Raw genomic sequence first — 19,830 nt, forward strand, 5'->3', positions numbered from 1 at the left:
GCCGCGCCAGGTCACCCAGCCTTCACCCTGGTAACCAGGCCAATCTCCACTTCCGCTGCATATCCCACCAGCCGATCCTCACCATCATGAAACACGGTGCACATCCTCAGCACGGCCTGTGCATCCGCCTCATTGCCTGCCAGGCTCAGCCGCTCCGCAATCCTCATCAGCTCCACAGCTGACCACTTGAGGTCCGAGGCGATGCCCTGGAGGTCGCGCTTTAGGTCTTGATTAGGTTTGGTTAGGGTCATGCTTTAACCTCAGATCTTCTGCGAGCCTCTGACTGAACCGCTCCACAGGAATGCCGGTAAGCTTAAGAACCGCTTGAGCAACCTCAATGTCTAGAGCCTTAGTACCTAGAAAATAATTATTAATGGTCGAAGTGGATACCCCTATCTCGCTCGCTATGGTGCTCCGAGCTAGACGATCCGCCTTTTGCCTGCTTGCGTTATAAGCGGCAATCGCTCTGCGAAGGGCTAGGCACTCGTCTTCTTCCCATATCCACAAGCCATGATTACGCATAAATTCTCGCTCAAGTGCGCAATGCCATTCTGGCTAGGTAGGTCGCACAACCTTCACGCCTTCACCGCATCCGCAAGCGACGCCGCCCGATCCGCATGCTTGTAGAGTTTCGCAATCAGCATAAGGGCAGCTGTCGCATCGACATCTCGGCAGTCCTTAGTGATTCTCAGCACTTCGTCTGCGGCTTGCTCAAGGTCGAGCGCTAACTCGTTGAGATCGCTGTGAATATCTTGGTTGGGTTTGGGCATAGACTTTATACCAAGTGGGCATTCCAGACGAGCAACACGCGCGCTTGGATGTAGGTCTCGTCGGCAAAAATGTCCTCGGCTGGATGCTTCTTGTTGTCCGAGATCATCTTGAATTTGTCCTTGCCCTTCATCTGCAGGCGCTTTATGTACTGGAAGCCCTGGTAGGAGAAGAAGTATATCCCGTCTCCGACGAACTCTTTGATGCTGATGTCTACCAGCAATGGGTCGCCATGCTTGACTGTTGGCGTCATCGACTGACCCCAACCTGTAATCATTTTCAGGTGGTAGTGTTCAACGAACTCAACACCCATCGCCCGAAGCTGTGAAGGACTGACGCGCACGTCCTGAAGCATCTCCGGGTAGTCATGGGCGACCTCCCCGCCACCTAAAGCGCCGCGAATGTCGTAGTGGGCAATCCAAACTTCATCCCCGACCTTGCCTGGGCGATATGCGTCGTGCACAAGCACTCCGCCAGATGCTTCGACTTCATCACCTTCGGCTACGGCGAGAAGCCGCTGAAGCCGCTCTTCGCTGAGAGTCTTGCCAGCCAACATTGCCCGCACCTTGTCGGCGGCAGTGGTCGGCTCCGGCTCAGCGGCATCTGCTAATTGAGCAGGACCGTCACCGGCAGCGTGCTGTAGCCACTCCACCTTGACCCCTAAAAAGGAAGCGATTGCCTGCATTTTGGCAGGGCCTGGCATGGACTCGCCATTCAGCCATTTACTGGCAGCCTTCGGCGTGACCTTCGCTATTTCAGCCAAGCGAGCGCCCGCCCCCCACTGATCAATGCCTTTTGCGGCAACTGACTTTTTGAGGCGGGAAGCGAAAGCAGCGCGTATTTCTTCGATATGAACCATAGGTTCAATATCGCATGCCCTTGCATGTACTTTCAGTTCCGACATAATATGTACTGCAAGTTCATAATTTACCCGGAGGCCATATGAGCCCACTGAAGAAATCGATTGATGACGCCGGCGGCGTTCCGGTGGTTGCCCTGGCCTGCGGAAAGACGCCGCGTGCCGTTTACAAATGGCTCACCGCTGAATGCTTGCCGCGCACCGAGTACACCGGCGAGACGCGCTATGCCGAGCGAATTTCTGCGTTAGCAGCCGCAAACGGGAAGCCATTCGAGGCCTCTTGGTTGCTGTCCGAAGCCCATCCGAAAAAATCTGCTGCCTGACTAACCACTTCCAACCACACAAGGAAACACAGATGTCGTACTTCGCACCCGATCACCTCCACGACAAGCCGACCAAGGTTCGCCTGGATGAGGTGGCTGATGATTTGTTGACAGCGATGGCTCGCTTCCAGCGGACCCAGAAAGCCGTTCTTGCTCGGGAAATTCTTGAGCGCGGACTGAACCAGATGATGGAAGAGCTTAACGCAAAGACTGACGTGGCCTGAAGTAGCCGAGGAGGCCCTGTGCCTGAAAGAAAACCGCTGGAAATCCAGCTCGACTGGCAGGGACTCGCTGATCTGGAGCTATTAGCCAGACGCAACGGGATAACACCAGAAGAGATGGCCGCAACAATCATGAACCGGGCGCTGGATCGAATGACCCGGCCACCAAAGAGCCGGAGCAACGTCGCTTCCATAGGACGGAAGGGCTGATAAGCCCCTCAGGGACTATTGAGGATCTGCCAATGAAACAACCGATTACCAAATCACAGGCACAAAAAAGCCACCGGGCAAGGGTGGCTTTTTGTGCAGCACTTACAAATCAGTTCTGGAGCGAATAATGCCCATTCCCCAATCAGTCGTCAACTCAAACCAATCCGCGACACAATTTCGCGTATCGCAAAACGTGTCGCGACCCACGTCGCTTGCTCTTGGCGGCGTGAAAATTAAGCAGGATCTCGATGGGCGTTATTGCCTGAATGACCTGCACAAGGCTGCCGGAAAAGAGAAGCGTCACGCACCAGGTTACTGGCTCGCGATCCAGCAAACAGCAGAGCTAGTGGCTGAACTGGAAACTACCGGAATCCCGGTAGTTACGATTGAGGGCCGAAATGGTGGCACCTTCGTTATGAAGGAGCTGGTTTATGCCTACGCAATGTGGGTGAGCGCCAAATTCCACTTGCAAGTGATCCGCACCTTCGACGCTGTCGTCATCGGCCACATTCAGCTTGTCGAAGGAAAGCAGGCCAGGGAGAGGGCTCGTCTTGAGGCTCCAGCCCTAACTGACGCGATCAAGCACGGGCGCCTCTCTGCAGGTAAAGACGTCAAGCACTACCACTTCAGCAATGAGTTCGACCTGATCAACCGCATCGCCCTGGGCATGCCTTCCAAGGCGTACCGGGCGGCGCACTGCATCAGCCCCACCGATTCGATCCGCGACCACCTCACGCCCTGCGAGATCCGCTGCATTGAGCACCTTCAGCGCGTCAATGCCTCCCTGATCGACGTTGGCATGGACTTCGAATCCCGCAAGCAGAAGCTCAGCCAGATTTATATCCAGCGTCACAGCCGGGCTCTTCTTTCCGAAATTAAGCGCCTGGAGTTCTGACCATGGCCGATAAAACCTACCAGCAATTGATCGAGCGGGCCGCACAGACCGCGCTTGAACACTACCAGGCGCAGAACACTAAAAAGGCCCTCAAGGCTGAACTGCGCTCGCTGTACGACACCTACTTCCGAGCCCATGGCCGACCTGACGGGAAGTTCGACCCATACAACGAGGCCTTCCTCCCTGTGATGGATTTCACCGAGGCGCAGTTCCAGCGCGTTCGTGCTGCCAAGAAAGCCGAATACAACGCCAAGCGTCGTCACCACACCGCGCTGCGCGCGCTCGAAGCTTTCCGGCCAACCAATCTCAAGGGGGTCGCATGATGCATTACTTCAAGCGGAACATTGGTGATTACCACAAGAAGGCCGGGCGTCTTTCCATGCTTGAACATGGGGCTTACACACTCCTGATTGATGCGTGCTACGACCGTGAGCGCTTCCCAACGATGGAAGACGCAATTGACTGGTGCTGGGCACGCAACAAGGAAGAAATCGACGCAGTTGAGCTTGTTTTGCGCAAGTTCTTCGAGCTTGTCGATGGTTTCTACATCCAGGCGCGTATTCAGGACGAGATAAACGCCTATCACGCTACAGCCTTGAAAAATAAGGAGATTGCCGAAAAGCGTGAAGAGGTGAGACGCACGAAGCGTGTACCAAATAGCACGAAGCGTGCACCACTCGTGCACGAAGCGTGCACGGATGGTCACCTAACCACTAACCATAAACCACTAACCATTAACCAAGAACCAATAGATCAAAAGACTTGCGCACCTGCGGTGAGCGAGGCGCCGGATCTGTTCCCGAAGTTCTGGGCGCTGTACCCACGGAAGCAGGACAAGGCCAAGGCTCTGAAGGCGTGGACGAAACTCAAGGTCACTGACGAACTGTTCAACCTGATCGCCAAAGGCCTCGCCGCGCAGGTTGTGTCCGCCGACTGGGTCAAGGAGGGCGGTAAGTACGTCCCAATGCCCACTACCTGGCTCAACGGCAAGCGCTGGGAGGACGAGGTCAAGCCATCCAGCAACGTCCACCAGTTCCCGGCATCCCGCCACACCGGTTTCGACCAGCGTGATTACAAGGCGGGCCTGACTGCTCGTGGGGACGGCACCTATGACTTCTGAGCCGAAGAAAATCGATCTCGACATCAACGACATCGAGCGCCGTTTCGGTGTGATCGCCAAGCAGCCAGCCGAATGCCCGACTCACGGTAAATACGCCGCAGTGATTCGCAAGACCAGCGACATCGCGTCCGGTTGCCCGGAGTGCGCCGCAGAGATTCAGGCGCAGCGCGATCAGGAAGAACAGCGGGCGATGTATGCCCGCATTGCCGAACAGCGCTTAGAGCGCAAGCTGGGGGCCTCGCTGATTCCGAAGCGATTCATGGGCAAGAACTTTGCCGACTTCGTTGCCGACACTGCAGCGCAGAAAGCCAATCTGGCCAAGTGCGTCGAGTACGCCGACAAATTCCCGCAGCACCTGGAAGACGGGCGCTGCATCGTGATGACCGGCACGCCGGGTACGGGGAAGACGCATCTGGCCGCCGCCATCGCTGGGCACGTCATCGTCAACCACAACGCCACAGCCGTGTACCGCACTGTCGGCGGACTGCTCCAGTTCATCAAGGGCAGCTACGGCGACCGCGCCGAATACACCGAGTCCGAGGCGTTCGCCAGTCTGGTCGAGCCATCGCTGCTGATCATCGATGAAGTGGGTGCCACCAAGCCGACCGAGTTCGAGTTGGCCACCTTGTTCGCAGTGATCAACGGGCGCTACGAGGCGCAGCTGCCGACCATCGTGATTTCCAACATCGACGCCAAGGAGTTGGGCGCGGTGCTGGGTGATCGCTCGGTCGACCGCCTGCGTGAGGGTCGCGGCATTGGTCTGGTGTTCGAAGGCGCGTCTGAGCGCAGCAAGCGGAGGGCTTCGTGATGAGCAACGACAAGATTCAGGGCGAGTTCGCCGTTTGGTATCTGGCAGAGGTTATCGAATCGTACGGCAAGGGCGTACGCGCTCAGGCAGAAAAGAATCTGGCTTGGTTGCGTGAGGACGGCAGCTTTGCCGACCCAATGCTTCGGCTGGGCTTTTTGGCATGGCAAGCATCCCGCGCAGCACTGCCGACGTGGCAGTCGATGGAAACCTGCCCAAAGCACATCGACGTTCTGTTTTTCAATGAGCGAAACGGCGTGATACCCGGCCGCTTGACCGATGCCGATTCCTTCATGACCGACAAAGAGCGCGATGAATGGGATGGCAGCGAAGAAGCCCAGTTCAGCATCGACGCATTTGGCTTCGGCCACTGGGGCGTTGATCGCATGGAAGGGTCGGAGGCTCCGACTCACTGGATGCCATACCCGCAAGCTCTGAGGATGAAGCCATGACGACCAAAACCCAAATCGGATTTGCTTGCGGCTTCGCAGGTTTCGGCATCGGCATCTACTGCGTCCTGATCACAATGGCGGTGACGGCATGATCATCGACAATGAGCAGCTTAAAAAGACTCAAAAACTGCAAAAGTTGATGCGCGACCCAGTCGCTGTCCTGGCCCTGATCGCCGAGAACGAGCGGCTCAAGGCCGGTGTTGATTCTGACATGGCAGAAATTGACCGGATTCAGGCCGAGTACGACAAGCAATTCCGAAGGGCTCGGGAATTTCGAATCGAGCGCGACCATCTCAAGGCCGCGAACGCCGGCCTCAAAACCGGCTACGAAGCCTATGAGCAGGTAGTACAGGGGCTCAAGGCTGAGAACGAGGCGCTGCGCAATGCTCTGAAAGCCGCCGAGGTCGCCATGTGGAAGGCTGAGTCGAATATGGACAACGAAGCGGCTGATATACGCGACTTGCTCGCCGCCATGAGCAAAGGGGCGCAGTCATGAGCACCGAGTTCGCAATCCGCGACCAGCGCGACGTCAACCGGCTGATGGGCTTCCTTCACGCATCCGACTTCACCAAGCCGAAGACGGTGGTGATCAAGGACGAGAAGCGCCCTGAAGTCTGCAATCGGAAGATGTGGGCGATGCTCAAAGACGTGTCCAGCCAGGTCGAGTGGTACGGCAAAAAGCTCTCCGATGAGGACTGGAAGCACGTCTTCAGTTCCGCGCTCCAGAAGCAAGACGTCGTGCCAGGGATTGATGGCGGCTACGTCGTGCTGGGCGTTTCGACCCGAAAGCAGTCCCAGAAGTGGTTCAGCGATTTGTTCGAGCTGATGGGGGCGTTCGGCGCCGAGCATGGCGTGCGCTGGACTGAGTCCGACAAATGGGGCGGCCGATATGATTGATAAACGGATTCGTACAATTTGGAAGGACATCAATCGACGGTGTAAGTCCGATGGTGATCGGTCTAAAAAATGGCCGACCTACAAATCATCTACATGCGATTTTGAGGATCTTGCTGATTTTGCGGACTGGGCAAATGTGCAGCCCGGCTTCCACATGCGCGACGGCGACGGAAACAGCTACCAGCTTGATAAGGACATCATCATCGCTGGAAACAAAGCCTATTCGAGAGAAGCCTGCTGTTTTGTGCCTGCGAGAATCAACACCATCCTCACGTCATGTATCGGCGCGCGCGGAGCGTGGCCGGTTGGCGTCAGCTGGAACATCCGGGACAGAAAATTCGCATCCAAAATTCGCATTAACGGAGTTCGTCGCTACCTAGGGTATTTCGATGATCCATTACAGGCTCATGCAGCTTGGCAGGAAGCAAAAGCCCAGGAAATACGCAATGCGGTCGCAAGTTACGAGTCGTCCCTTGGAGTAGATGTGCGGGTTGTCGATGCGCTGCTGAAGCGGGCGGACGGTATCGACAGTGATCGCGCTCAAGGACTGGAAACCATGGAGCAACAACCATGCGCGTAGCCATCAAGGAATCGAAGGCGCCCAAGCCGAAGAAGTGCAAGAACCCAGCGTGCGGGGACTCATTCGTTCCGCAGCGACTCGGGCAGGCGGTATGTGGCTACAAGTGCGGTCTGGCGATAAAGGAGGTCAATCAGGCGAAGGCTGGCAAGGCGTTGGCCCAGGTTGGGCGCCGCGAGATCCAGGTGCGCAAGGAAAAGCTGAAGACCAGGGCTGACCACCTGCGAGAAGCCCAGGCGGCCGTGAACGAGTACGTCCGCCTGCGTGATGCGCACCTTCCGTGCATCAGCTGCGACTCCATGCCGAACGACAACGACCTGATGACGGGCAGCCGCTGGGACGCTGGCCACTACCGATCTGTCGGTGCCTGTCCTGAGCTGCGTTTCGAGCCGCTGAACATCCACCGCCAGTGCGTGAAGTGCAACCGCAACCTATCCGGTAACGCGGTCGAGTACCGCATCCGGTTGGTGCAGCGCATCGGCGCCGAAACCGTGGCATGGCTCGAAGGGCCTCATGAGCCCCGCAAGTACACCGTTGAAGAAATCAAAACCATCAAGGCCGAATACCGGGCCAAGACCCGAGAACTGAAAAAGGGGCAGGCAGCATGAAATTGATCAACGCACGTCAAGCGTGGACAGACGCACAACATGAGTCGAATGCCTCAATCAGTGCAGCAGCGGCTGACCGGGCAAAATCTGCAACCGTCGTCCGGAAGGAGAAGGCCGCGCTGCGAGAGATCATCTTCGCCGCTCAGGGAGAGGACAAGGAAGAGCGCATCATGGCTGTGCGCCAGAAGATCCACATTGCCGAAACACGCCGTTCGCCAATTGGTCGGTCGACACATCGAGCTGCCCACCTGGTGACCATGGGGAAGGTTCAGAAGGCGATCGAGTCATTGCCGTTCCAGGTGCAGCAGTTGGGGCACTACCTCTACCACCCATGCATGACGGTCGTTCACATGCTCAACGCCGAGAAGCTGATCTGGTCGGATACCGACTTCAGTGCGCTCACCGATGCCAAGGCGGCGAAGGTTCATTGCCTGATCACCTGCGCGCTTCAGTCCTACAAGGCCGAGGCGAACGGTGGTGACGCGTGGGGGCCGGCGCGAGTGTCTGACGCCATGATGAAGCTGTACGGGATCGCTATTCAGCCCAAGCACTGGGATCGCGATTGGCTCGACATCTGGAATTTCCTGAGAAAGGCTATCGAGGAAGTGGATTTTCAGGCACAACAGCCAGTGTGGCAGGTTATTCACGCAGAAAAATCAGAGGATGCGGCATAAAGGTGTTGCCATGGTGGGGAATTTGATGTACTTTTCCCACACTGCGCAACTTACCTCCAGCGCACGACCACTTCGAAGCCCGGCCACTGCGCCGGGTTTTTTATTGCCTCGAAATCAACCTTCTGGAGATGCGCATGAAGCTGAAAGCCAAAAGCAATCTGCTGGAGCGCGCCAGAAAGGCTTGGGAGGCGGTCGCACGCCAAGTTGGCGAGAGCGACTTCTCGCGCCATCCGCGCACCGGCGAGTATCTGCACCCCGGTGTCGCCATGGGTTGGCGCATCCGCAAAAAGAATCTGTAGTTTTACCTGTAGCCAGGACAGCCTTCGGGAAGGCCTGGACGTCTATAGCCGGATAGTGCGACGCACGGATCAACGCCGGCAGCCCGTGCACCCTGACCTCAAACTTGCTTTCGGGGTGGCGCGAGACTGGATCAGCGAGATCGATGCAAAGGGGCGTCGACGTTGAGAAAGGCTTTGGCAGACAGCTCGGAAAGACGAGAGCACCTATTCAGGGCCTCTGCATTTGCAGGGACTTTTCGTTTTCGGCTCCCCACACCCATTGCTCCGAGCTGGGAGTGCAGCGGACGCCGGATTTATCAATCTCCCCATGGGGGAGGCAACTCGGATGCCTACCATGCCTGATAAGCCAGACACCTGGGCCAAGATCTGGCTGGCGTTGAGCAATCCGCTCTGGCAGGGCGCAATCATGGCCATCACCGTATCGTTGCTTCGCGTGATGTACGACGCGAAGGAAACCAGTAAGCGTCGGATCCTTTTCGAATCGCTGATCTGTGGATCGCTGAGCCTCGTTGCGTCCAGCGTGATCGAGTGGATGACCTGGCCGCCCAGTCTGTCGGTTGCTGCTGGAGGGACTATTGGGTTCCTCGGCGTGACAGCCATTCGCGAGCTGGTGACCCGTTTCCTCGGTCGCAAGGCGGATGCCGCATGAAGGCCTTCGCTGCTGCAATCATCATTGCCTTGGTCGGCCTGCTCCTCGTTGGGATTCAGCAGTCGCGCGTCATCGCCCTTCGCGGTGAGGTGGCGTTCGAAGCCAGCGAGAAGAAGAAGGCGGTCGACGCCAACCTCGAAAGCCAGGCCACGATCACCACGCTGCGCGCTGAAGCCCAGCGCAATGCCGATTACCAGAAAGACCTGAGCAAGCGGTTACAGGCCAGCCAGGCCAAAGCCAAAAAGGCGGAGAAGAACTTTGAAGAACTCAAGCGCAACAGCAAGCCTGTTCGTGATTGGGCTGCTCAGCCTCTTCCTGACGGCCTGCGCGGGAAAGCCGGCGGTGGTAACAAAGACAGCGGCAGTAAGAGTCGAGCCCCCTGAGCTGGTGCCATGCGAGCGGGTAGCTGATGAAGACCTCGCCGACAACGGCCAGCTCTGGGAGCTGAAGAACCAAGCCATCAACCTGCTCGACACCTGCGCTGACCAGGTGGACGCGCAGATCAAGCGCAGTCAGAGCAAGTAGGTCGCGACACGTTTCGCGAGAGTGCAAATTGTGTCGCGACACTAGTGCATAGGCCCCTTCAAGTTCCTCGCCTCGTTTTCCGCTGAGAGAATTTGCATGCGCACGCGCTCATGCTTTTCGTGCAGCTTAAGGTAGTCGGCGCGAACGTCCTTGTTCCTGTCACGATCGTTGGCCAAGAATCGACGATTGTGCTCGAGCACTCGCAACGTTTCCTCTCGGGTAAGTCCGACCATAACTTCGTTGCCATCCTGATCCTTGCCGAGCATTCGCATCTCATTCATGTAGTTGCGGTCTGAGTCGGTTATGTCGAGGTTGCTCATTAATGTCTCCGCCGTTCAGTGATTCCGATTGCTAGGAATAACCGACGAACCCTAAACATTTCAAGCACTGCCCAAGCGAGGCACCACAGTCTCAAGGAATCCCTATGGCGCTGACAGCAAAACAGCAGCGCTTCGTCGACGAGTACCTGATAGACCTGAATGCCACGCAAGCCGCTATTCGTGCGGGATACAGCGCAAGGACAGCCAGATCCATCAGCAACGAGAACCTGACAAAACCTGACATCCAGTTAGCAATTGAAAAGGGGATGAAAGCGCGGTCGAGCCGGGTAGAGATCACCCAGGACATGGTTCTTAAAGAACTGGCCAAGATTGGCTTCAGCGACATCCGTAAGGTCGTGCGCTGGGGTGAGACGCAGGTCCGCATGGTCGAGGACGAAGAAGGCAATGCGGAGGACATGGTTCCGTATCACGGCCTAGCGCTGATCGATTCGACTGAGGTGGATGACTCTACGGCGGCAGCCATTGCCGAGGTGTCCCAGAGTCGGGACGGTTTGAAGGTCAAGCTGCACGATAAGAAGGGCGCGCTGGTCGATATCGGCCGTCACCTTGGAATGTTCTCACCGCCTGGCCATGCCGACCTCGAAACCGAGCTCAAACGCATCGAGGTCGAGAACAAGCGCCTGCTCAACGAGAAGCTGCGCCGCGAATTGGAAGACCCGAATCAGGGCCTGCCCGAGCCCAAACAAGTAATCATCGGGGTAGAAGATGCAAGCGACCCTGAAGCTGAATAAGCCGCAGTTCGAGTTCATCAGTCACCCCAAGAAGTTTTCAGCGTTCGTCGGCGGCTACCGTAGCGGCAAGACGTTCGTGGGATGTGTCCGGATGTGCATCAACGCACTGGAGCACCCAGGCATTCCGCAGGGCTACTTCGCGCCGACCTATCCGCAGATCGCGGACATCTTCTACGACACCATGCCGGTGGTGGCCGAGGCATTCGGCCTGTTCGCCGACATCGTACCGAGCAAGAAACGCGTGTACCTGCGCGACAACCGAGGCCGGTGCCTGTCGACGATCGTCTGCAAGAGCATGGAGCACCCGCACCGCATCGTCGGCTTCAACATAGCTCATGCGTTGGTCGACGAGATCGACTGCATGGCGATTAAGAAGGCTGACAGCGCCTGGAAGAAGATCATCGCGCGGATGTCCACGGTTTGGCCTACGCGGGCCATGAACACCATCGACGTCACCACGACGCCGGAGGGCTTCAACTGGGTTTATCGCAAGTTCGTCAAGGAGCTGGCGGCCAACCCGAGCCAGCGCCCGCTGTACGGCATCGTGCACGCTTCGACGCGGCAAAACGCGAAGAACCTGCCGAAGGACTACATCAAGTCGCTGCGTGAGTCGTACCCGGCCAACCTGGTGGACGCATACATCGACGGCCTGTTCGTCAACCTGACGTCGGGCAGCGTGTACCCGAACTTCTGCCGCAAGCAGAACCACACGGACGCCACGATTCGCCCGGGCGAGCAGTTGCACGTCGGCATGGACTTCAACATCAACCGGATGGCCGCGACGGTGCATGTCATTCGTGACGGGCTGCCGCTGTTGCTGGAAGAGGCCACGCACCTGTTCGACACGCCGGCGATGATCGTCGAGCTCAAACGGCGGTATCCGGGCCACAGCATCACGGTTTACCCGGACGCCAGCGGCAAGAACCGCAAGAGCGTCAGCGGCAGCGAGTCAGACCACAGTTTGCTCCGCGCCGCCGGCTTTATGGTCATGGTGAACCCGTCGAACCCAGCGGTTCGCGATCGGGTGCTGGCCGTGAACGCCATGTTCCTCAACATCGATCAGAAGCGCCGCTACCTGGTGAACACCGACAACTGTCCGGTGAGTACGCAGGTGCTCGAACAGCAGGCCTACAGCGAAAACGGCGAACCCAACAAGGACGGCACTGAAGACCCGGTCGACGCACTCGGCTACTTCATTGTCCAGCGCTTCCCGATTGCGGGCAGCTACACACTCGCGAACGTGAGCGACCAATGAGCGCATTCACTTATCTGAAAGACAGCCTGCAGAACCTGGTCGCAGGACTGGGTACTGCGCGCGACAAGGCATCGCACTCGCACTACGCGCTCCCAGTGATGGATGACCAGCAACTGCTGAACGCTTTCCGTGGTTCGTGGACGGCGCAGAAAGGCGTGAGCATCCCGGCCGTTGATGCGTGCCGCAACTGGCGCAACTGGCAGGCCGACAAGGCTCAGATCGAGCTGATCGAAGCCGAAGAGGATCGCCTGAACGTCAAGGGCAAGATTCTGGAGGCCCTATTGAAGGCTCGACTGTTCGGCGGGGCCGCAGTGTTCATCGGCACCGGTGAGCGTGACACGGCATCTGAGCTGAAGCCGGATCGAGTCGGGAAGGGCGGCATAAAGTACCTGACGGTGATGACTCGCCGCCAACTCAGTGCCACGGAGATCGAGCAGGACCCGCAAAGCCCGCGCTTCGGCAAGCCAAAGGCCTACCGGCTCCCCGGTTCGACGGTGGAGATTCACCCGTCGCGCCTTGTCATCTTTGTAGGCGTGCCGCATCCAGACCCCGAGCTTGCCATAGGCACGGGCTTCGGCTGGGGTGATTCGGTACTGCTGTCGGCCATGCCGGCCGTACGTCACTACGACGAGACGGTCGCCAACGTGGTCAGTCTGGTCTACGAGGCCAAGATCGACGTCATCAACATCCCCAACCTGATGTCGAGCATGCAGGACAAGAACTACGAGCGCTTGCTGCTGGAGCGCTTGCGGCTTGCCGCTACGGCCAAGGGGATCAACGGAACGCTGATCCTCGACGGGCAAGAGACGCACAGCTCCAAATCGGCGAGCTTCGGCAACCTGCCTGAAGTGATCGCCAAGACAGAGCAGGGCGTCGCCGGCGCGTTCGATATCCCAGGAACCCGCATGTTCGGCCAGTCCTCGACAGGGCTCGGCGCGAACGGCGAAGAGAACACCCGCAACTACTACGACAACGTCGCCTCACGCCAGAAGCTGGAGATCAAGCCAGCCATGAGCGTGCTGGATGAGGGCTTGATCCGCTCCGCGCTCGGCAGTCGGCCGAAAGAGGTGCACTACACCTGGGCGCCACTTTGGCAGGCCACGGCGAAAGAGCGGGCCGATATCGGCAAGACCACAGCGGACACCATCAAGGCGCTGAAAGACTCCGGACTGTTCCCTGAGGATGCGCTCTCGACCGCCGCAGTGAACCTGCTGGTCGAGCTGAGCGTAATGCCGGGTCTGGAAGCGGCGATCGAGAAGTTCGGCGCCGAGCTGCCCGATGAAGACGATGACGACGCCGACCTGCCGGGCACCGCCGCGGGTCGGCCGGTGGCGAAGAAAGCGATCACTGACGCCGCGCCTCGCTCCCTGTATGTGTCCCGCAAGGTCATCAACGGCGCCGAGGTCATCGCGTGGGCCAAGTCGCAGGGCTTTGAATCCACCGTCCCGGCTGCTGACCTGCACGTCACCGTTGCCTACAGCCGCAACCCGGTGGATTGGATGAAGGTTGGCGAGTCATGGTCGGGCGATGGCAAGGGCCAGCTCAAGATTGCACCAGGTGGCGCACGGCTGATCGACAAGTTCGGCGAAGGCGCGGTGGTGCTGCTGTTCAACAGCTCCGAACTGGCTTGGCGGCACGTCTCCATCGTTGAGGCTGGCGCCTCTTGGGACTGGCCGGACTATCAGCCCCACATCACCTTCACCTACGAACCCGGCAGCGTCGATATCGACAAGGTCGAGCCATACCGTGGCGCGATTGAGCTGGGTCCTGAGATCTTCGAGGAGCTCGCCCCATGATCTTCACCGACTCCGTGCCAGTCACGGGAGTGCGGCGCACCGAGGACGGCTATCTGGTGGCCGAGGCTCGAGTCGCGCGCACCGGCATCCAGGACTATCTGGGTACCGAGATCGACCCGGACAACGAACACGGCCTGCGGGATAAGCCAATCGTTCGTGTGTACCGGCCAGAGAGCGCGGTCTTCCACGCTGACGCCATGCACTCGTACGCCTACCGGCCAATGACCAACGGCCACCCGGGCGGGGACGGCGTCAACTCCAAGAACTGGAAAGACGTCGCGATCGGCCAAACCGGTGGCGAGGTTGTCCGCGACGGGCAGTTCGTCAAGGTGCCGCTGGTGCTGATGGACGCCAAGGCGATCGAGGACTACGAGTCCGGCAAGCGAGAGCTGTCCATGGGCTACGGCGCCGAAGTCGTGTTTCAGGATGGCGTTTCCCCCGATGGCGAGCAGTACGACTGCTTCCTCGGCCCTATGAAAATGAATCACCTCAGCCTTGAGCATCGCGCTCGGGGTGGCGAGCACCTTCGCATCGGTGACCATAAACCACACACCCCCCAAGGAGGCCATGACATGGCTGATTCACTGCGTACGGTCATCGTTGATGGCCTGTCCGTCCAGACGACCGACCAAGGCGCCCAGGCGATCGACAAGCTGACCAAGCAGCTGGCCGATGCCGGGGTAAACATCAAATCCCTGACCGACGCGCATACCGCTGCGCTGGCGCTGAAGGATGGCGAACTGGCGAAGAAAGACGCTGAGATCGACGCCCTCAAGGCCAAGCAGCTCAGCGATGCCGATATCGACAAGCGCGTCACCGCTCGCGCTGATCTGATCAGCAAGGCCAAGTCGATCGCGGACGCCGACTACACCGGGAAGACCGACGCCGACATCCGCAAGGCTGTCGTGGTCGCCAAGCTGGGCGATGCGGCCGTGGCCGGCAAGGCTGACGCCTACATCGACGCGCGCTTCGAGATTCTGGTCGAAGACGCCGCCAAAGATCCGGCCGGCGACCCGTTCCGCAAACACATGATTCAGCAGGACGGCAAGACCGTCGGCGATGAATCGGAAAAAGCGCGTCTGCAGATGATTGCCGACATGCAAACCGCCCACCTGCCGAAGGCATAAGGAGCACAGCAATGGCTACTTACCAAAACACGTACACCAACGCTCCAGCCAAGGGCGTGCCCGGCCTGGTCGCCAACGAAGAGAAGTGCAACAAGATCAGCCGCACCGTCTCGAACGCTGAGGGCGTTGTCTTCGGCGCGCCTGGCTTCCGTGTGGCTGGTGCTGGCAACGATCACAAGATCGCTGCCACTGGCACCCTGTTCCTCGGCCTGGCCGTGCTCACTGCTGCTGTCCCGCCAGTTGCCACTGGCTCGACGCTGGTCGACGGCTACCCGCAGGACTTCACCGGCGCGTTCATGACCGATGGCCAGATGTATGTAACTGCCGGCGCCGCTGTAGCGCCAGGCGATGACGTGTACTACGTCGCCGCCACCAACCGTTACGTGACGACTGCCGCCGCCGGCGCCGTGCTGATCCCGGGCGCCTTCTTCGACACCACCGGTGCGAACGGCGACATCGTCGAAATCTCCCTCAAACATCGGAGCGCTTAACATGCCACAAGCTTTCGAAGACGCTCAGTCGGCGTTCCCGTTCGTTCTGGCCCAAGGCCGGAACATCGAAACCCGCATCTACACGCGCCGCTACCCAGCGTTCAACTACGCGGCAAGCATCCCGGTCGTGACCGAGGGCGCCCCATGGGCCATCGGCACCACCTTTTTCACCGTCGATACTGCCGGTGAAGCGAAGTTCTTGTCGGGCTCCGGTACCGACATGCCGTTCAACTCCGCAACCCACGATCAGGCATCGCACGACTTCGCGATGATCGGCTCTGGCTGGGAGTGGAACCTGGAAGAAGTGAACCAGGCGCAGTTGTACGGCATCAACCTGAGCGGCACCAAAGCGGACTCTGCTGCTGACAAGGTCGAGCGCCTGCTGAACTCCATCGCGTTCGTCGGCAGCACCGAGAAGCGCTGGACCGGACTGCTGAACGACGGCAACGTTTCCCGCGTCGACGCTGCTTCGACCGGTACCGGCAGCTCGACGTTCTGGCCAAACAAAACGCCGGATCAGATTCTGGACGACGTCAACGGTGTTCTGGGGAGTATCCGAACAAACACCGGCGAGGTTGAATGGGCTGACACGCTGCGCCTGCCGCCGGACGCCTTCCGTCACATTGCTACTCGTCGCATGGGCGCCGGCGATGGCTTCATGACTGTTCTGGACTACCTGCGCAAGAACAACATCTACACCGCGGAAACCGGTCAGCCATTGGACATCGCTCCGCTGCGCGAAGCTCGCAATGCTTCCGCTGATGGCGGCGGTCGCCTAGTTGCGTACCGGAAGGATCCGGAGGTGGTTCGCTTCCACCTGCCAATGCCGCGCCGCGTGCTGGCTCCGCGTCAGAAGTCCATCATGGGTTTCGAGACCGGCATCATCGCGCGTACCGGCGGTACCGAGATTCGTCTGCCGGGCGCCGTGGCGTACCTCGACGAAATCACCCCACCAGCAGCCTGATAGGAGGTCGACATGAAAGTGACCAACAACTCGAAGGCGCTTCAGGGCGTGCACACCACGGCTGGCGTTGTCTACGTCCTCCCTGGTGAAACGCAAGACCTGGACTTGACGCCAGAAGGGCACAAAGGCGCGTCGCGTCTCGCCTTCATGAGCGTCGATGGCAAGGCGCCTGCCGCCGACGGCGACGAAAAGGCTGAACTGCTCGCCAAGCTGAAGGCGCTGGGCATCGATGCCGCTGGCAACAGCAAAGTCGAAACCCTGCGCAAGAAGCTGGAAGAAGCCGAGGCAGCCGCCGAAAAGCAGAAGGTCGTCGACGAGCTGAAGGCGCTGAACGTTGAGTTCGATGCCGAAGCAAATCTGGAAGCCCTACAGGCCGCACTCGCTGCTGCCAAGGCGTAACACCCCGCAAAACCGGAGCGCATGACGCTCCACCTATTCGAGATATCCCGATGCCAGACTTTTACGGAACCGTCGCAGCTGCCGACGCCTATCACGCTGCGCGCGCGAATGCCGCCTGGGTTGGTGATGAAGTGGCGAAGCAGGCTGCGCTGATCCGGGCATCGGTCTACATCGACGGCCGCTACCGGAAGCTTCTTGCTTCGGGCGTGTGGCAGTCATTGTTCCCCGGCGTTAAGACCGAGGGCAGAGGGCAAGCCAGGGAATGGCCGCGCACCGGCGCCTATGACTATGAGAGCAACCCGATTCCCGCTGACCAGGTGCCCGTCGAGGTTGAGCAGGCTACGTACGAAGCCGCACTTCGTGAGCTTGTCGAGCCTGGCAGCCTAAGCCCAGACTTCGTTTCCGCCTCATTGGTAAAGCGCGAGAAGGTCGGGCCGCTGGAAACTGAATTCGCCGTGTCGGTGGGTTCGGATGCCGCCGGATCTGTCCGCCCGGTGATCAGCATCATCGACGAGATGATTGCTCCGGTTCTGGTTGCACGGTATGCGCTCCCCGTGGTGTTCGTTGTATGAACGCCGCCGAGATACTCCAGAAGGTCGAGGCCATGGAGCCCGGTATGCAGAAGGCCTATCTCGATTCGGTGCGCGCCACAGTTGATGCGGCCACTGTCATCGAGGTGGAGCGCCTGCTGGCTGCCGAAGATGAAAATGGGCTGATCAAGCTGCTGAGCATGGGCGCAATGGCGCTGCTGATCGAGTCGGTTCGGTCTTCGTTCATTGCCGGCGGTCGATTCGAGATGGTGGCCATCTTCATTCCGCAGGCTGATCGAGAGGTTGCGGGTCGCAAAGAGTTCGACGTCACCAGTGCCGAGGCCAGTAATTGGCTCTCTCGCCAGATCGTCGAAACCCGCAACACGACTACCGACAACGTCCGCGAGGCGATCCGCTCTGTGATGGGTTCTCGCCGGGTTATCGGCGGGCCACAGGCGGTTGTTCGCACGAACCGCCAGGCCGCGCTTGACCTGATTGGGAGGGTGAGTCCGCAGACCGGGGTGCGCTCCGGCGGAGTCGTAGGGCTTCCCGGTAACTTCGCCCAGTTTGTCGTCAATGCCCGTCGCCAGTTGCTCAGCGGCGACCCTGCGCAGCTCAGGCAGTACCTGGCTCGGACGCGGCGTGATCGTCGATTTGACGGCATCGTGAGCCGCGCCATCGCGAGCAGCAAGCCGGTGGCGGTCAAGGACGTGGACAGGATTGCCGGGCGCTATTCTGAGCGGCTGCTAAAGACCCATACCGAAATGCTGGCCCGCACCCTGGCGCATGAGTCACTCAACGCTGGGCGCGATCAGGCGTGGGAGCAGCTGGTCGAGCAGGGCATTGCTCGCGAGCGTGTCGAGAAGGAATGGCGTGATCGCAACGACGAAAAAGTGCGCAACAGTCATCGATACATGCGCGGTGTGCGCACCAAGCTTGGGCAGGCATTCCAAACCAACAGCGGCGCGCTACTGCGATTTCCGGGCGATTCAAGCCTGGGCGCCGGTTATGACGAAACAGCCAGCTGCCGGTGCATCTGCATCTACCACCTGAAGGACTGACTCATGCCCGACATTTACGACCGGAGCAAAGCGCTGACGGTGCGGATGCTCGCGCCTCGAAGCAAAGGTGGCAAAGGTTTGGAGATGACGCTGACCAAATCAGTGAAGGGGCCGAGAGATCCAGACACTGGCAGCGCAACTACGGCGAGCACGAATTACGCAGGCTCGGCATTTCGCGATACCTATGAGCAGAAGGACATTGACGGCACGCTGATCAAGATCGGCGACGTGAAGCTCTTGGTTTCGCCCGTGCAGTTCTCTGGCTCGGATATGCCGCAGCCCGCTACCCAAGACAAGATCCTGTTCGACGGAAAGCTCTACACCGTCATTCAGGTCAACCCGTGGAATTACGCGGGCCTCGCAGTCGGCTTTGAAGTGCAGGGGAGGGCGTAATGGCGAACCAACCACATCACATGACCGAAAGGTATGGCGGCCTGAACGGCTCGTTTGCCGAGACCCTGCGCCAGTACCGAGATCAGGCGCTGGCTGACATGGACGAAGTGTTCCGCAAGGTCGTGATCGAGATCGGATCTTCAGTTATCCGCTTGTCACCGGTGGACACGGGCCGCTTTCGGGGCAACTGGCAAATGACTATCGACGCTCCAGCATCAGCCAGCCTCGACAACTACGACAAGGAAGGGCATGAAACCATCGCCACCCTTGTCTCTGATGCTCAGCCGCTCACGTTCGGGCAGACAGCCTACATCGTCAACAACCTAATTTACGCGATTCCGCTGGAATACGGCCACAGCCAGCAAGCGCTGGCGGGCATGGTGCGGATCACCAAAGAGCGCTTTCAAGACATCGTGGCACAGGCCATTCGAGAGGTAGCGGAATGAGTCACGCCAGAGCGCGCCGCGCCATCGAGGTAAAGCTGACGGCCTGGGCCGAAGATCAGGCCATGCCGATCGTATTCGGCACCGAAGAGTTCACGCCGCTAGAGGGTCAGGTCTATGTCCGCGCATTCCTGATGCCTGCCAGCACCACATGCCGCTACCTGAATGCCAGTGAGCTGGAGTACCGAGGCATCTACCAGGTCAGCATCTACACCCCAAACGGTGAGCCTATTTCGGTTCCTGAGCAGATCGTAGACCAGATGTCCGCGCTGTTTCCGCTGGATTCGCGGCTGGACCGCGCAGGATTTCTCGGCCAGGTAACAGATCCGGTAGAGCAGGGGCCAACGATCCCGGACCCAGTCAGATACACGGTTCCCGCGTCATTCACTTACCGCGGGAGCGCCCCGCCATAGGGCA

Annotated in this window: 33 protein-coding genes; 28 read left to right on the forward strand and 5 right to left on the reverse strand. The window is 59.2% G+C overall.

Annotated features, from left to right (window positions below; all coding sequences use genetic code 11):
- Positions 1 to 11: 11 nt before the first annotated feature.
- The 4 genes from AB4P92_RS28825 to AB4P92_RS28840 are packed head-to-tail and all read right to left on the reverse strand — an operon-like array spanning position 12 to position 1,627.
- The gene (locus tag AB4P92_RS28825; protein WP_395598583.1) at positions 12 to 251 is read right to left on the reverse strand and encodes a hypothetical protein; all 240 of its coding nucleotides are present in this window, start codon (positions 249 to 251) and stop codon (positions 12 to 14) included.
- Positions 232 to 522 carry a helix-turn-helix transcriptional regulator gene (locus AB4P92_RS28830; protein ID WP_058410611.1) on the reverse strand — a complete coding sequence of 97 codons (291 nt, stop codon included), beginning with the start codon at positions 520 to 522 and terminating at the stop codon, positions 232 to 234. Before AB4P92_RS28830 ends, AB4P92_RS28825 begins: the two co-directional genes overlap by 20 nt.
- A 53-nt stretch (positions 523 to 575) precedes the next feature.
- The gene (locus tag AB4P92_RS28835) at positions 576 to 770 is read right to left on the reverse strand and encodes a hypothetical protein (RefSeq protein ID WP_225571175.1); all 195 of its coding nucleotides are present in this window, start codon (positions 768 to 770) and stop codon (positions 576 to 578) included.
- 5 nt (positions 771 to 775) lie between these two features.
- On the reverse strand, positions 776 to 1,627 hold the full coding sequence (locus AB4P92_RS28840; protein ID WP_395599715.1) for an XRE family transcriptional regulator: 852 nt from the start codon (positions 1,625 to 1,627) through the stop codon (positions 776 to 778).
- An 83-nt stretch (positions 1,628 to 1,710) separates the two neighbouring features.
- Here AB4P92_RS28840 and AB4P92_RS28845 point away from each other — a divergent pair, with 83 nt between their 5' ends.
- The 16 genes from AB4P92_RS28845 (at position 1,711) to AB4P92_RS28920 (ending at position 9,882) form a co-directional block, all read left to right on the forward strand.
- Positions 1,711 to 1,950: a hypothetical protein gene (locus tag AB4P92_RS28845; protein WP_058410614.1), complete on the forward strand. Its 240-nt coding sequence runs from the start codon at positions 1,711 to 1,713 to the stop codon at positions 1,948 to 1,950.
- 32 nt (positions 1,951 to 1,982) lie between these two features.
- The gene (locus AB4P92_RS28850) at positions 1,983 to 2,174 is read left to right on the forward strand and encodes a hypothetical protein (RefSeq protein ID WP_058410615.1); all 192 of its coding nucleotides are present in this window, start codon (positions 1,983 to 1,985) and stop codon (positions 2,172 to 2,174) included.
- 334 nt (positions 2,175 to 2,508) lie between these two features.
- Positions 2,509 to 3,276, forward strand: coding sequence for a KilA-N domain-containing protein (locus tag AB4P92_RS28855; protein ID WP_052439828.1), 768 nt, complete (start codon positions 2,509 to 2,511; stop codon positions 3,274 to 3,276).
- Between the two features lie 2 nt (positions 3,277 to 3,278).
- A complete protein-coding gene (locus tag AB4P92_RS28860) occupies positions 3,279 to 3,599 on the forward strand; it encodes a hypothetical protein (protein WP_315437929.1) in 321 nt (106 codons plus the stop codon).
- Positions 3,599 to 4,396: a YdaU family protein gene (locus AB4P92_RS28865; protein ID WP_395599716.1), complete on the forward strand. Its 798-nt coding sequence runs from the start codon at positions 3,599 to 3,601 to the stop codon at positions 4,394 to 4,396. Before AB4P92_RS28860 ends, AB4P92_RS28865 begins: the two co-directional genes overlap by 1 nt.
- Positions 4,386 to 5,204 (forward strand): ATP-binding protein, encoded by an 819-nt coding sequence (locus AB4P92_RS28870; protein ID WP_395598584.1) that lies wholly within the window; start codon positions 4,386 to 4,388, stop codon positions 5,202 to 5,204. The genes AB4P92_RS28865 and AB4P92_RS28870 overlap by 11 nt, the downstream gene beginning before the upstream one ends.
- Entirely contained in the window at positions 5,204 to 5,653 is a 450-nt protein-coding gene (locus tag AB4P92_RS28875) for a hypothetical protein (RefSeq protein ID WP_395598585.1), read from the forward strand. The genes AB4P92_RS28870 and AB4P92_RS28875 overlap by 1 nt, the downstream gene beginning before the upstream one ends.
- An 88-nt stretch (positions 5,654 to 5,741) precedes the next feature.
- On the forward strand, positions 5,742 to 6,149 hold the full coding sequence (locus AB4P92_RS28880) for a hypothetical protein (protein WP_395598586.1): 408 nt from the start codon (positions 5,742 to 5,744) through the stop codon (positions 6,147 to 6,149).
- On the forward strand, positions 6,146 to 6,550 hold the full coding sequence (locus AB4P92_RS28885; protein ID WP_395598587.1) for a recombination protein NinB: 405 nt from the start codon (positions 6,146 to 6,148) through the stop codon (positions 6,548 to 6,550). Before AB4P92_RS28880 ends, AB4P92_RS28885 begins: the two co-directional genes overlap by 4 nt.
- Positions 6,543 to 7,130: a hypothetical protein gene (locus tag AB4P92_RS28890; protein ID WP_395598588.1), complete on the forward strand. Its 588-nt coding sequence runs from the start codon at positions 6,543 to 6,545 to the stop codon at positions 7,128 to 7,130. The genes AB4P92_RS28885 and AB4P92_RS28890 overlap by 8 nt, the downstream gene beginning before the upstream one ends.
- Positions 7,121 to 7,735 carry a recombination protein NinG gene (locus tag AB4P92_RS28895; RefSeq protein ID WP_395598589.1) on the forward strand — a complete coding sequence of 205 codons (615 nt, stop codon included), beginning with the start codon at positions 7,121 to 7,123 and terminating at the stop codon, positions 7,733 to 7,735. Before AB4P92_RS28890 ends, AB4P92_RS28895 begins: the two co-directional genes overlap by 10 nt.
- Positions 7,732 to 8,409 (forward strand): hypothetical protein, encoded by a 678-nt coding sequence (locus AB4P92_RS28900; protein WP_395598590.1) that lies wholly within the window; start codon positions 7,732 to 7,734, stop codon positions 8,407 to 8,409. Before AB4P92_RS28895 ends, AB4P92_RS28900 begins: the two co-directional genes overlap by 4 nt.
- Positions 8,410 to 8,543: 134 nt before the next feature.
- Entirely contained in the window at positions 8,544 to 8,708 is a 165-nt protein-coding gene (locus AB4P92_RS28905; protein ID WP_395598591.1) for a hypothetical protein, read from the forward strand.
- 325 nt (positions 8,709 to 9,033) lie between these two features.
- Positions 9,034 to 9,357, forward strand: coding sequence for a phage holin, lambda family (locus AB4P92_RS28910; RefSeq protein WP_122597479.1), 324 nt, complete (start codon positions 9,034 to 9,036; stop codon positions 9,355 to 9,357).
- Positions 9,354 to 9,740 (forward strand): hypothetical protein, encoded by a 387-nt coding sequence (locus AB4P92_RS28915; protein ID WP_395598592.1) that lies wholly within the window; start codon positions 9,354 to 9,356, stop codon positions 9,738 to 9,740. The genes AB4P92_RS28910 and AB4P92_RS28915 overlap by 4 nt, the downstream gene beginning before the upstream one ends.
- A gap of 4 nt (positions 9,741 to 9,744) precedes the next feature.
- On the forward strand, positions 9,745 to 9,882 hold the full coding sequence (locus AB4P92_RS28920) for a hypothetical protein (protein WP_016773998.1): 138 nt from the start codon (positions 9,745 to 9,747) through the stop codon (positions 9,880 to 9,882).
- A 41-nt stretch (positions 9,883 to 9,923) separates the two neighbouring features.
- On the opposite strand, the gene AB4P92_RS28925 is transcribed toward AB4P92_RS28920, so the two are convergent.
- Positions 9,924 to 10,202 carry a hypothetical protein gene (locus AB4P92_RS28925; protein WP_395598593.1) on the reverse strand — a complete coding sequence of 93 codons (279 nt, stop codon included), beginning with the start codon at positions 10,200 to 10,202 and terminating at the stop codon, positions 9,924 to 9,926.
- 104 nt (positions 10,203 to 10,306) lie between these two features.
- Between AB4P92_RS28925 and AB4P92_RS28930 the strand changes: the two genes are divergently transcribed.
- The 12 genes from AB4P92_RS28930 to AB4P92_RS28985 are packed head-to-tail and all read left to right on the forward strand — an operon-like array spanning position 10,307 to position 19,826.
- The gene (locus AB4P92_RS28930) at positions 10,307 to 10,954 is read left to right on the forward strand and encodes a terminase small subunit (protein WP_395598594.1); all 648 of its coding nucleotides are present in this window, start codon (positions 10,307 to 10,309) and stop codon (positions 10,952 to 10,954) included.
- On the forward strand, positions 10,929 to 12,209 hold the full coding sequence (locus AB4P92_RS28935; protein ID WP_395598595.1) for a terminase large subunit domain-containing protein: 1,281 nt from the start codon (positions 10,929 to 10,931) through the stop codon (positions 12,207 to 12,209). The genes AB4P92_RS28930 and AB4P92_RS28935 overlap by 26 nt, the downstream gene beginning before the upstream one ends.
- A complete protein-coding gene (locus tag AB4P92_RS28940; protein ID WP_395598596.1) occupies positions 12,206 to 14,005 on the forward strand; it encodes an anti-CBASS protein Acb1 family protein in 1,800 nt (599 codons plus the stop codon). Before AB4P92_RS28935 ends, AB4P92_RS28940 begins: the two co-directional genes overlap by 4 nt.
- Positions 14,002 to 15,132: a DUF2213 domain-containing protein gene (locus AB4P92_RS28945; protein ID WP_310219773.1), complete on the forward strand. Its 1,131-nt coding sequence runs from the start codon at positions 14,002 to 14,004 to the stop codon at positions 15,130 to 15,132. The genes AB4P92_RS28940 and AB4P92_RS28945 overlap by 4 nt, the downstream gene beginning before the upstream one ends.
- 11 nt (positions 15,133 to 15,143) lie before the next feature.
- Complete coding sequence (locus AB4P92_RS28950; protein WP_395598597.1) at positions 15,144 to 15,623, forward strand: hypothetical protein; 480 nt, start codon at positions 15,144 to 15,146, stop codon at positions 15,621 to 15,623.
- Between the two features lies 1 nt (position 15,624).
- A complete protein-coding gene (locus AB4P92_RS28955) occupies positions 15,625 to 16,587 on the forward strand; it encodes a DUF2184 domain-containing protein (RefSeq protein WP_115148304.1) in 963 nt (320 codons plus the stop codon).
- Between the two features lie 12 nt (positions 16,588 to 16,599).
- On the forward strand, positions 16,600 to 16,986 hold the full coding sequence (locus AB4P92_RS28960) for a hypothetical protein (protein WP_395598598.1): 387 nt from the start codon (positions 16,600 to 16,602) through the stop codon (positions 16,984 to 16,986).
- Between the two features lie 50 nt (positions 16,987 to 17,036).
- Positions 17,037 to 17,558, forward strand: coding sequence for a DnaT-like ssDNA-binding protein (locus tag AB4P92_RS28965; RefSeq protein WP_395598599.1), 522 nt, complete (start codon positions 17,037 to 17,039; stop codon positions 17,556 to 17,558).
- Positions 17,555 to 18,577: a hypothetical protein gene (locus AB4P92_RS28970; RefSeq protein ID WP_395598600.1), complete on the forward strand. Its 1,023-nt coding sequence runs from the start codon at positions 17,555 to 17,557 to the stop codon at positions 18,575 to 18,577. Before AB4P92_RS28965 ends, AB4P92_RS28970 begins: the two co-directional genes overlap by 4 nt.
- 3 nt (positions 18,578 to 18,580) lie before the next feature.
- Positions 18,581 to 18,970 carry a hypothetical protein gene (locus AB4P92_RS28975; protein WP_395598601.1) on the forward strand — a complete coding sequence of 130 codons (390 nt, stop codon included), beginning with the start codon at positions 18,581 to 18,583 and terminating at the stop codon, positions 18,968 to 18,970.
- A gap of 20 nt (positions 18,971 to 18,990) precedes the next feature.
- Positions 18,991 to 19,416, forward strand: a complete 426-nt coding sequence (locus AB4P92_RS28980; RefSeq protein ID WP_395599717.1) for an HK97 gp10 family phage protein — start codon at positions 18,991 to 18,993, stop codon at positions 19,414 to 19,416.
- Positions 19,413 to 19,826, forward strand: a complete 414-nt coding sequence (locus AB4P92_RS28985; RefSeq protein ID WP_395598602.1) for a phage tail terminator-like protein — start codon at positions 19,413 to 19,415, stop codon at positions 19,824 to 19,826. The genes AB4P92_RS28980 and AB4P92_RS28985 overlap by 4 nt, the downstream gene beginning before the upstream one ends.
- Positions 19,827 to 19,830: the final 4 nt, after the last annotated feature.

The sequence above is a fragment of the Pseudomonas sp. A0308 genome, from assembly GCF_044218815.1.
Classification (GTDB): Bacteria; Pseudomonadota; Gammaproteobacteria; order Pseudomonadales; family Pseudomonadaceae; genus Aquipseudomonas; species Aquipseudomonas iridis.

Bases quoted from the DNA above. Each gene is read 5' to 3' on its own strand.
- AB4P92_RS28870 (WP_395598584.1), top strand. From the start codon at position 4,386: ATGACTTCTGAGCCGAAGAAAATCGATCTCGACATCAACGACATCGAG.
- AB4P92_RS28970 (WP_395598600.1), top strand. From the start codon at position 17,555: ATGAACGCCGCCGAGATACTCCAGAAGGTCGAGGCCATGGAGCCCGGT.
- AB4P92_RS28865 (WP_395599716.1), top strand. From the start codon at position 3,599: ATGCATTACTTCAAGCGGAACATTGGTGATTACCACAAGAAGGCCGGG.
- AB4P92_RS28840 (WP_395599715.1), bottom strand. From the start codon at position 1,627: ATGGTTCATATCGAAGAAATACGCGCTGCTTTCGCTTCCCGCCTCAAA.
- AB4P92_RS28930 (WP_395598594.1), top strand. From the start codon at position 10,307: ATGGCGCTGACAGCAAAACAGCAGCGCTTCGTCGACGAGTACCTGATA.
- AB4P92_RS28885 (WP_395598587.1), top strand. From the start codon at position 6,146: ATGAGCACCGAGTTCGCAATCCGCGACCAGCGCGACGTCAACCGGCTG.
- AB4P92_RS28910 (WP_122597479.1), top strand. From the start codon at position 9,034: ATGCCTACCATGCCTGATAAGCCAGACACCTGGGCCAAGATCTGGCTG.
- AB4P92_RS28855 (WP_052439828.1), top strand. From the start codon at position 2,509: ATGCCCATTCCCCAATCAGTCGTCAACTCAAACCAATCCGCGACACAA.
- AB4P92_RS28980 (WP_395599717.1), top strand. From the start codon at position 18,991: ATGACCGAAAGGTATGGCGGCCTGAACGGCTCGTTTGCCGAGACCCTG.
- AB4P92_RS28925 (WP_395598593.1), bottom strand. From the start codon at position 10,202: ATGAGCAACCTCGACATAACCGACTCAGACCGCAACTACATGAATGAG.
- AB4P92_RS28890 (WP_395598588.1), top strand. From the start codon at position 6,543: ATGATTGATAAACGGATTCGTACAATTTGGAAGGACATCAATCGACGG.
- AB4P92_RS28845 (WP_058410614.1), top strand. From the start codon at position 1,711: ATGAGCCCACTGAAGAAATCGATTGATGACGCCGGCGGCGTTCCGGTG.
- AB4P92_RS28860 (WP_315437929.1), top strand. From the start codon at position 3,279: ATGGCCGATAAAACCTACCAGCAATTGATCGAGCGGGCCGCACAGACC.
- AB4P92_RS28895 (WP_395598589.1), top strand. From the start codon at position 7,121: ATGCGCGTAGCCATCAAGGAATCGAAGGCGCCCAAGCCGAAGAAGTGC.
- AB4P92_RS28905 (WP_395598591.1), top strand. From the start codon at position 8,544: ATGAAGCTGAAAGCCAAAAGCAATCTGCTGGAGCGCGCCAGAAAGGCT.
- AB4P92_RS28900 (WP_395598590.1), top strand. From the start codon at position 7,732: ATGAAATTGATCAACGCACGTCAAGCGTGGACAGACGCACAACATGAG.
- AB4P92_RS28955 (WP_115148304.1), top strand. From the start codon at position 15,625: ATGCCACAAGCTTTCGAAGACGCTCAGTCGGCGTTCCCGTTCGTTCTG.
- AB4P92_RS28940 (WP_395598596.1), top strand. From the start codon at position 12,206: ATGAGCGCATTCACTTATCTGAAAGACAGCCTGCAGAACCTGGTCGCA.
- AB4P92_RS28835 (WP_225571175.1), bottom strand. From the start codon at position 770: ATGCCCAAACCCAACCAAGATATTCACAGCGATCTCAACGAGTTAGCG.
- AB4P92_RS28915 (WP_395598592.1), top strand. From the start codon at position 9,354: ATGAAGGCCTTCGCTGCTGCAATCATCATTGCCTTGGTCGGCCTGCTC.
- AB4P92_RS28875 (WP_395598585.1), top strand. From the start codon at position 5,204: ATGAGCAACGACAAGATTCAGGGCGAGTTCGCCGTTTGGTATCTGGCA.
- AB4P92_RS28975 (WP_395598601.1), top strand. From the start codon at position 18,581: ATGCCCGACATTTACGACCGGAGCAAAGCGCTGACGGTGCGGATGCTC.
- AB4P92_RS28830 (WP_058410611.1), bottom strand. From the start codon at position 522: ATGCGTAATCATGGCTTGTGGATATGGGAAGAAGACGAGTGCCTAGCC.
- AB4P92_RS28880 (WP_395598586.1), top strand. From the start codon at position 5,742: ATGATCATCGACAATGAGCAGCTTAAAAAGACTCAAAAACTGCAAAAG.
- AB4P92_RS28825 (WP_395598583.1), bottom strand. From the start codon at position 251: ATGACCCTAACCAAACCTAATCAAGACCTAAAGCGCGACCTCCAGGGC.
- AB4P92_RS28850 (WP_058410615.1), top strand. From the start codon at position 1,983: ATGTCGTACTTCGCACCCGATCACCTCCACGACAAGCCGACCAAGGTT.
- AB4P92_RS28960 (WP_395598598.1), top strand. From the start codon at position 16,600: ATGAAAGTGACCAACAACTCGAAGGCGCTTCAGGGCGTGCACACCACG.
- AB4P92_RS28935 (WP_395598595.1), top strand. From the start codon at position 10,929: ATGCAAGCGACCCTGAAGCTGAATAAGCCGCAGTTCGAGTTCATCAGT.
- AB4P92_RS28985 (WP_395598602.1), top strand. From the start codon at position 19,413: ATGAGTCACGCCAGAGCGCGCCGCGCCATCGAGGTAAAGCTGACGGCC.
- AB4P92_RS28950 (WP_395598597.1), top strand. From the start codon at position 15,144: ATGGCTACTTACCAAAACACGTACACCAACGCTCCAGCCAAGGGCGTG.
- AB4P92_RS28965 (WP_395598599.1), top strand. From the start codon at position 17,037: ATGCCAGACTTTTACGGAACCGTCGCAGCTGCCGACGCCTATCACGCT.
- AB4P92_RS28945 (WP_310219773.1), top strand. From the start codon at position 14,002: ATGATCTTCACCGACTCCGTGCCAGTCACGGGAGTGCGGCGCACCGAG.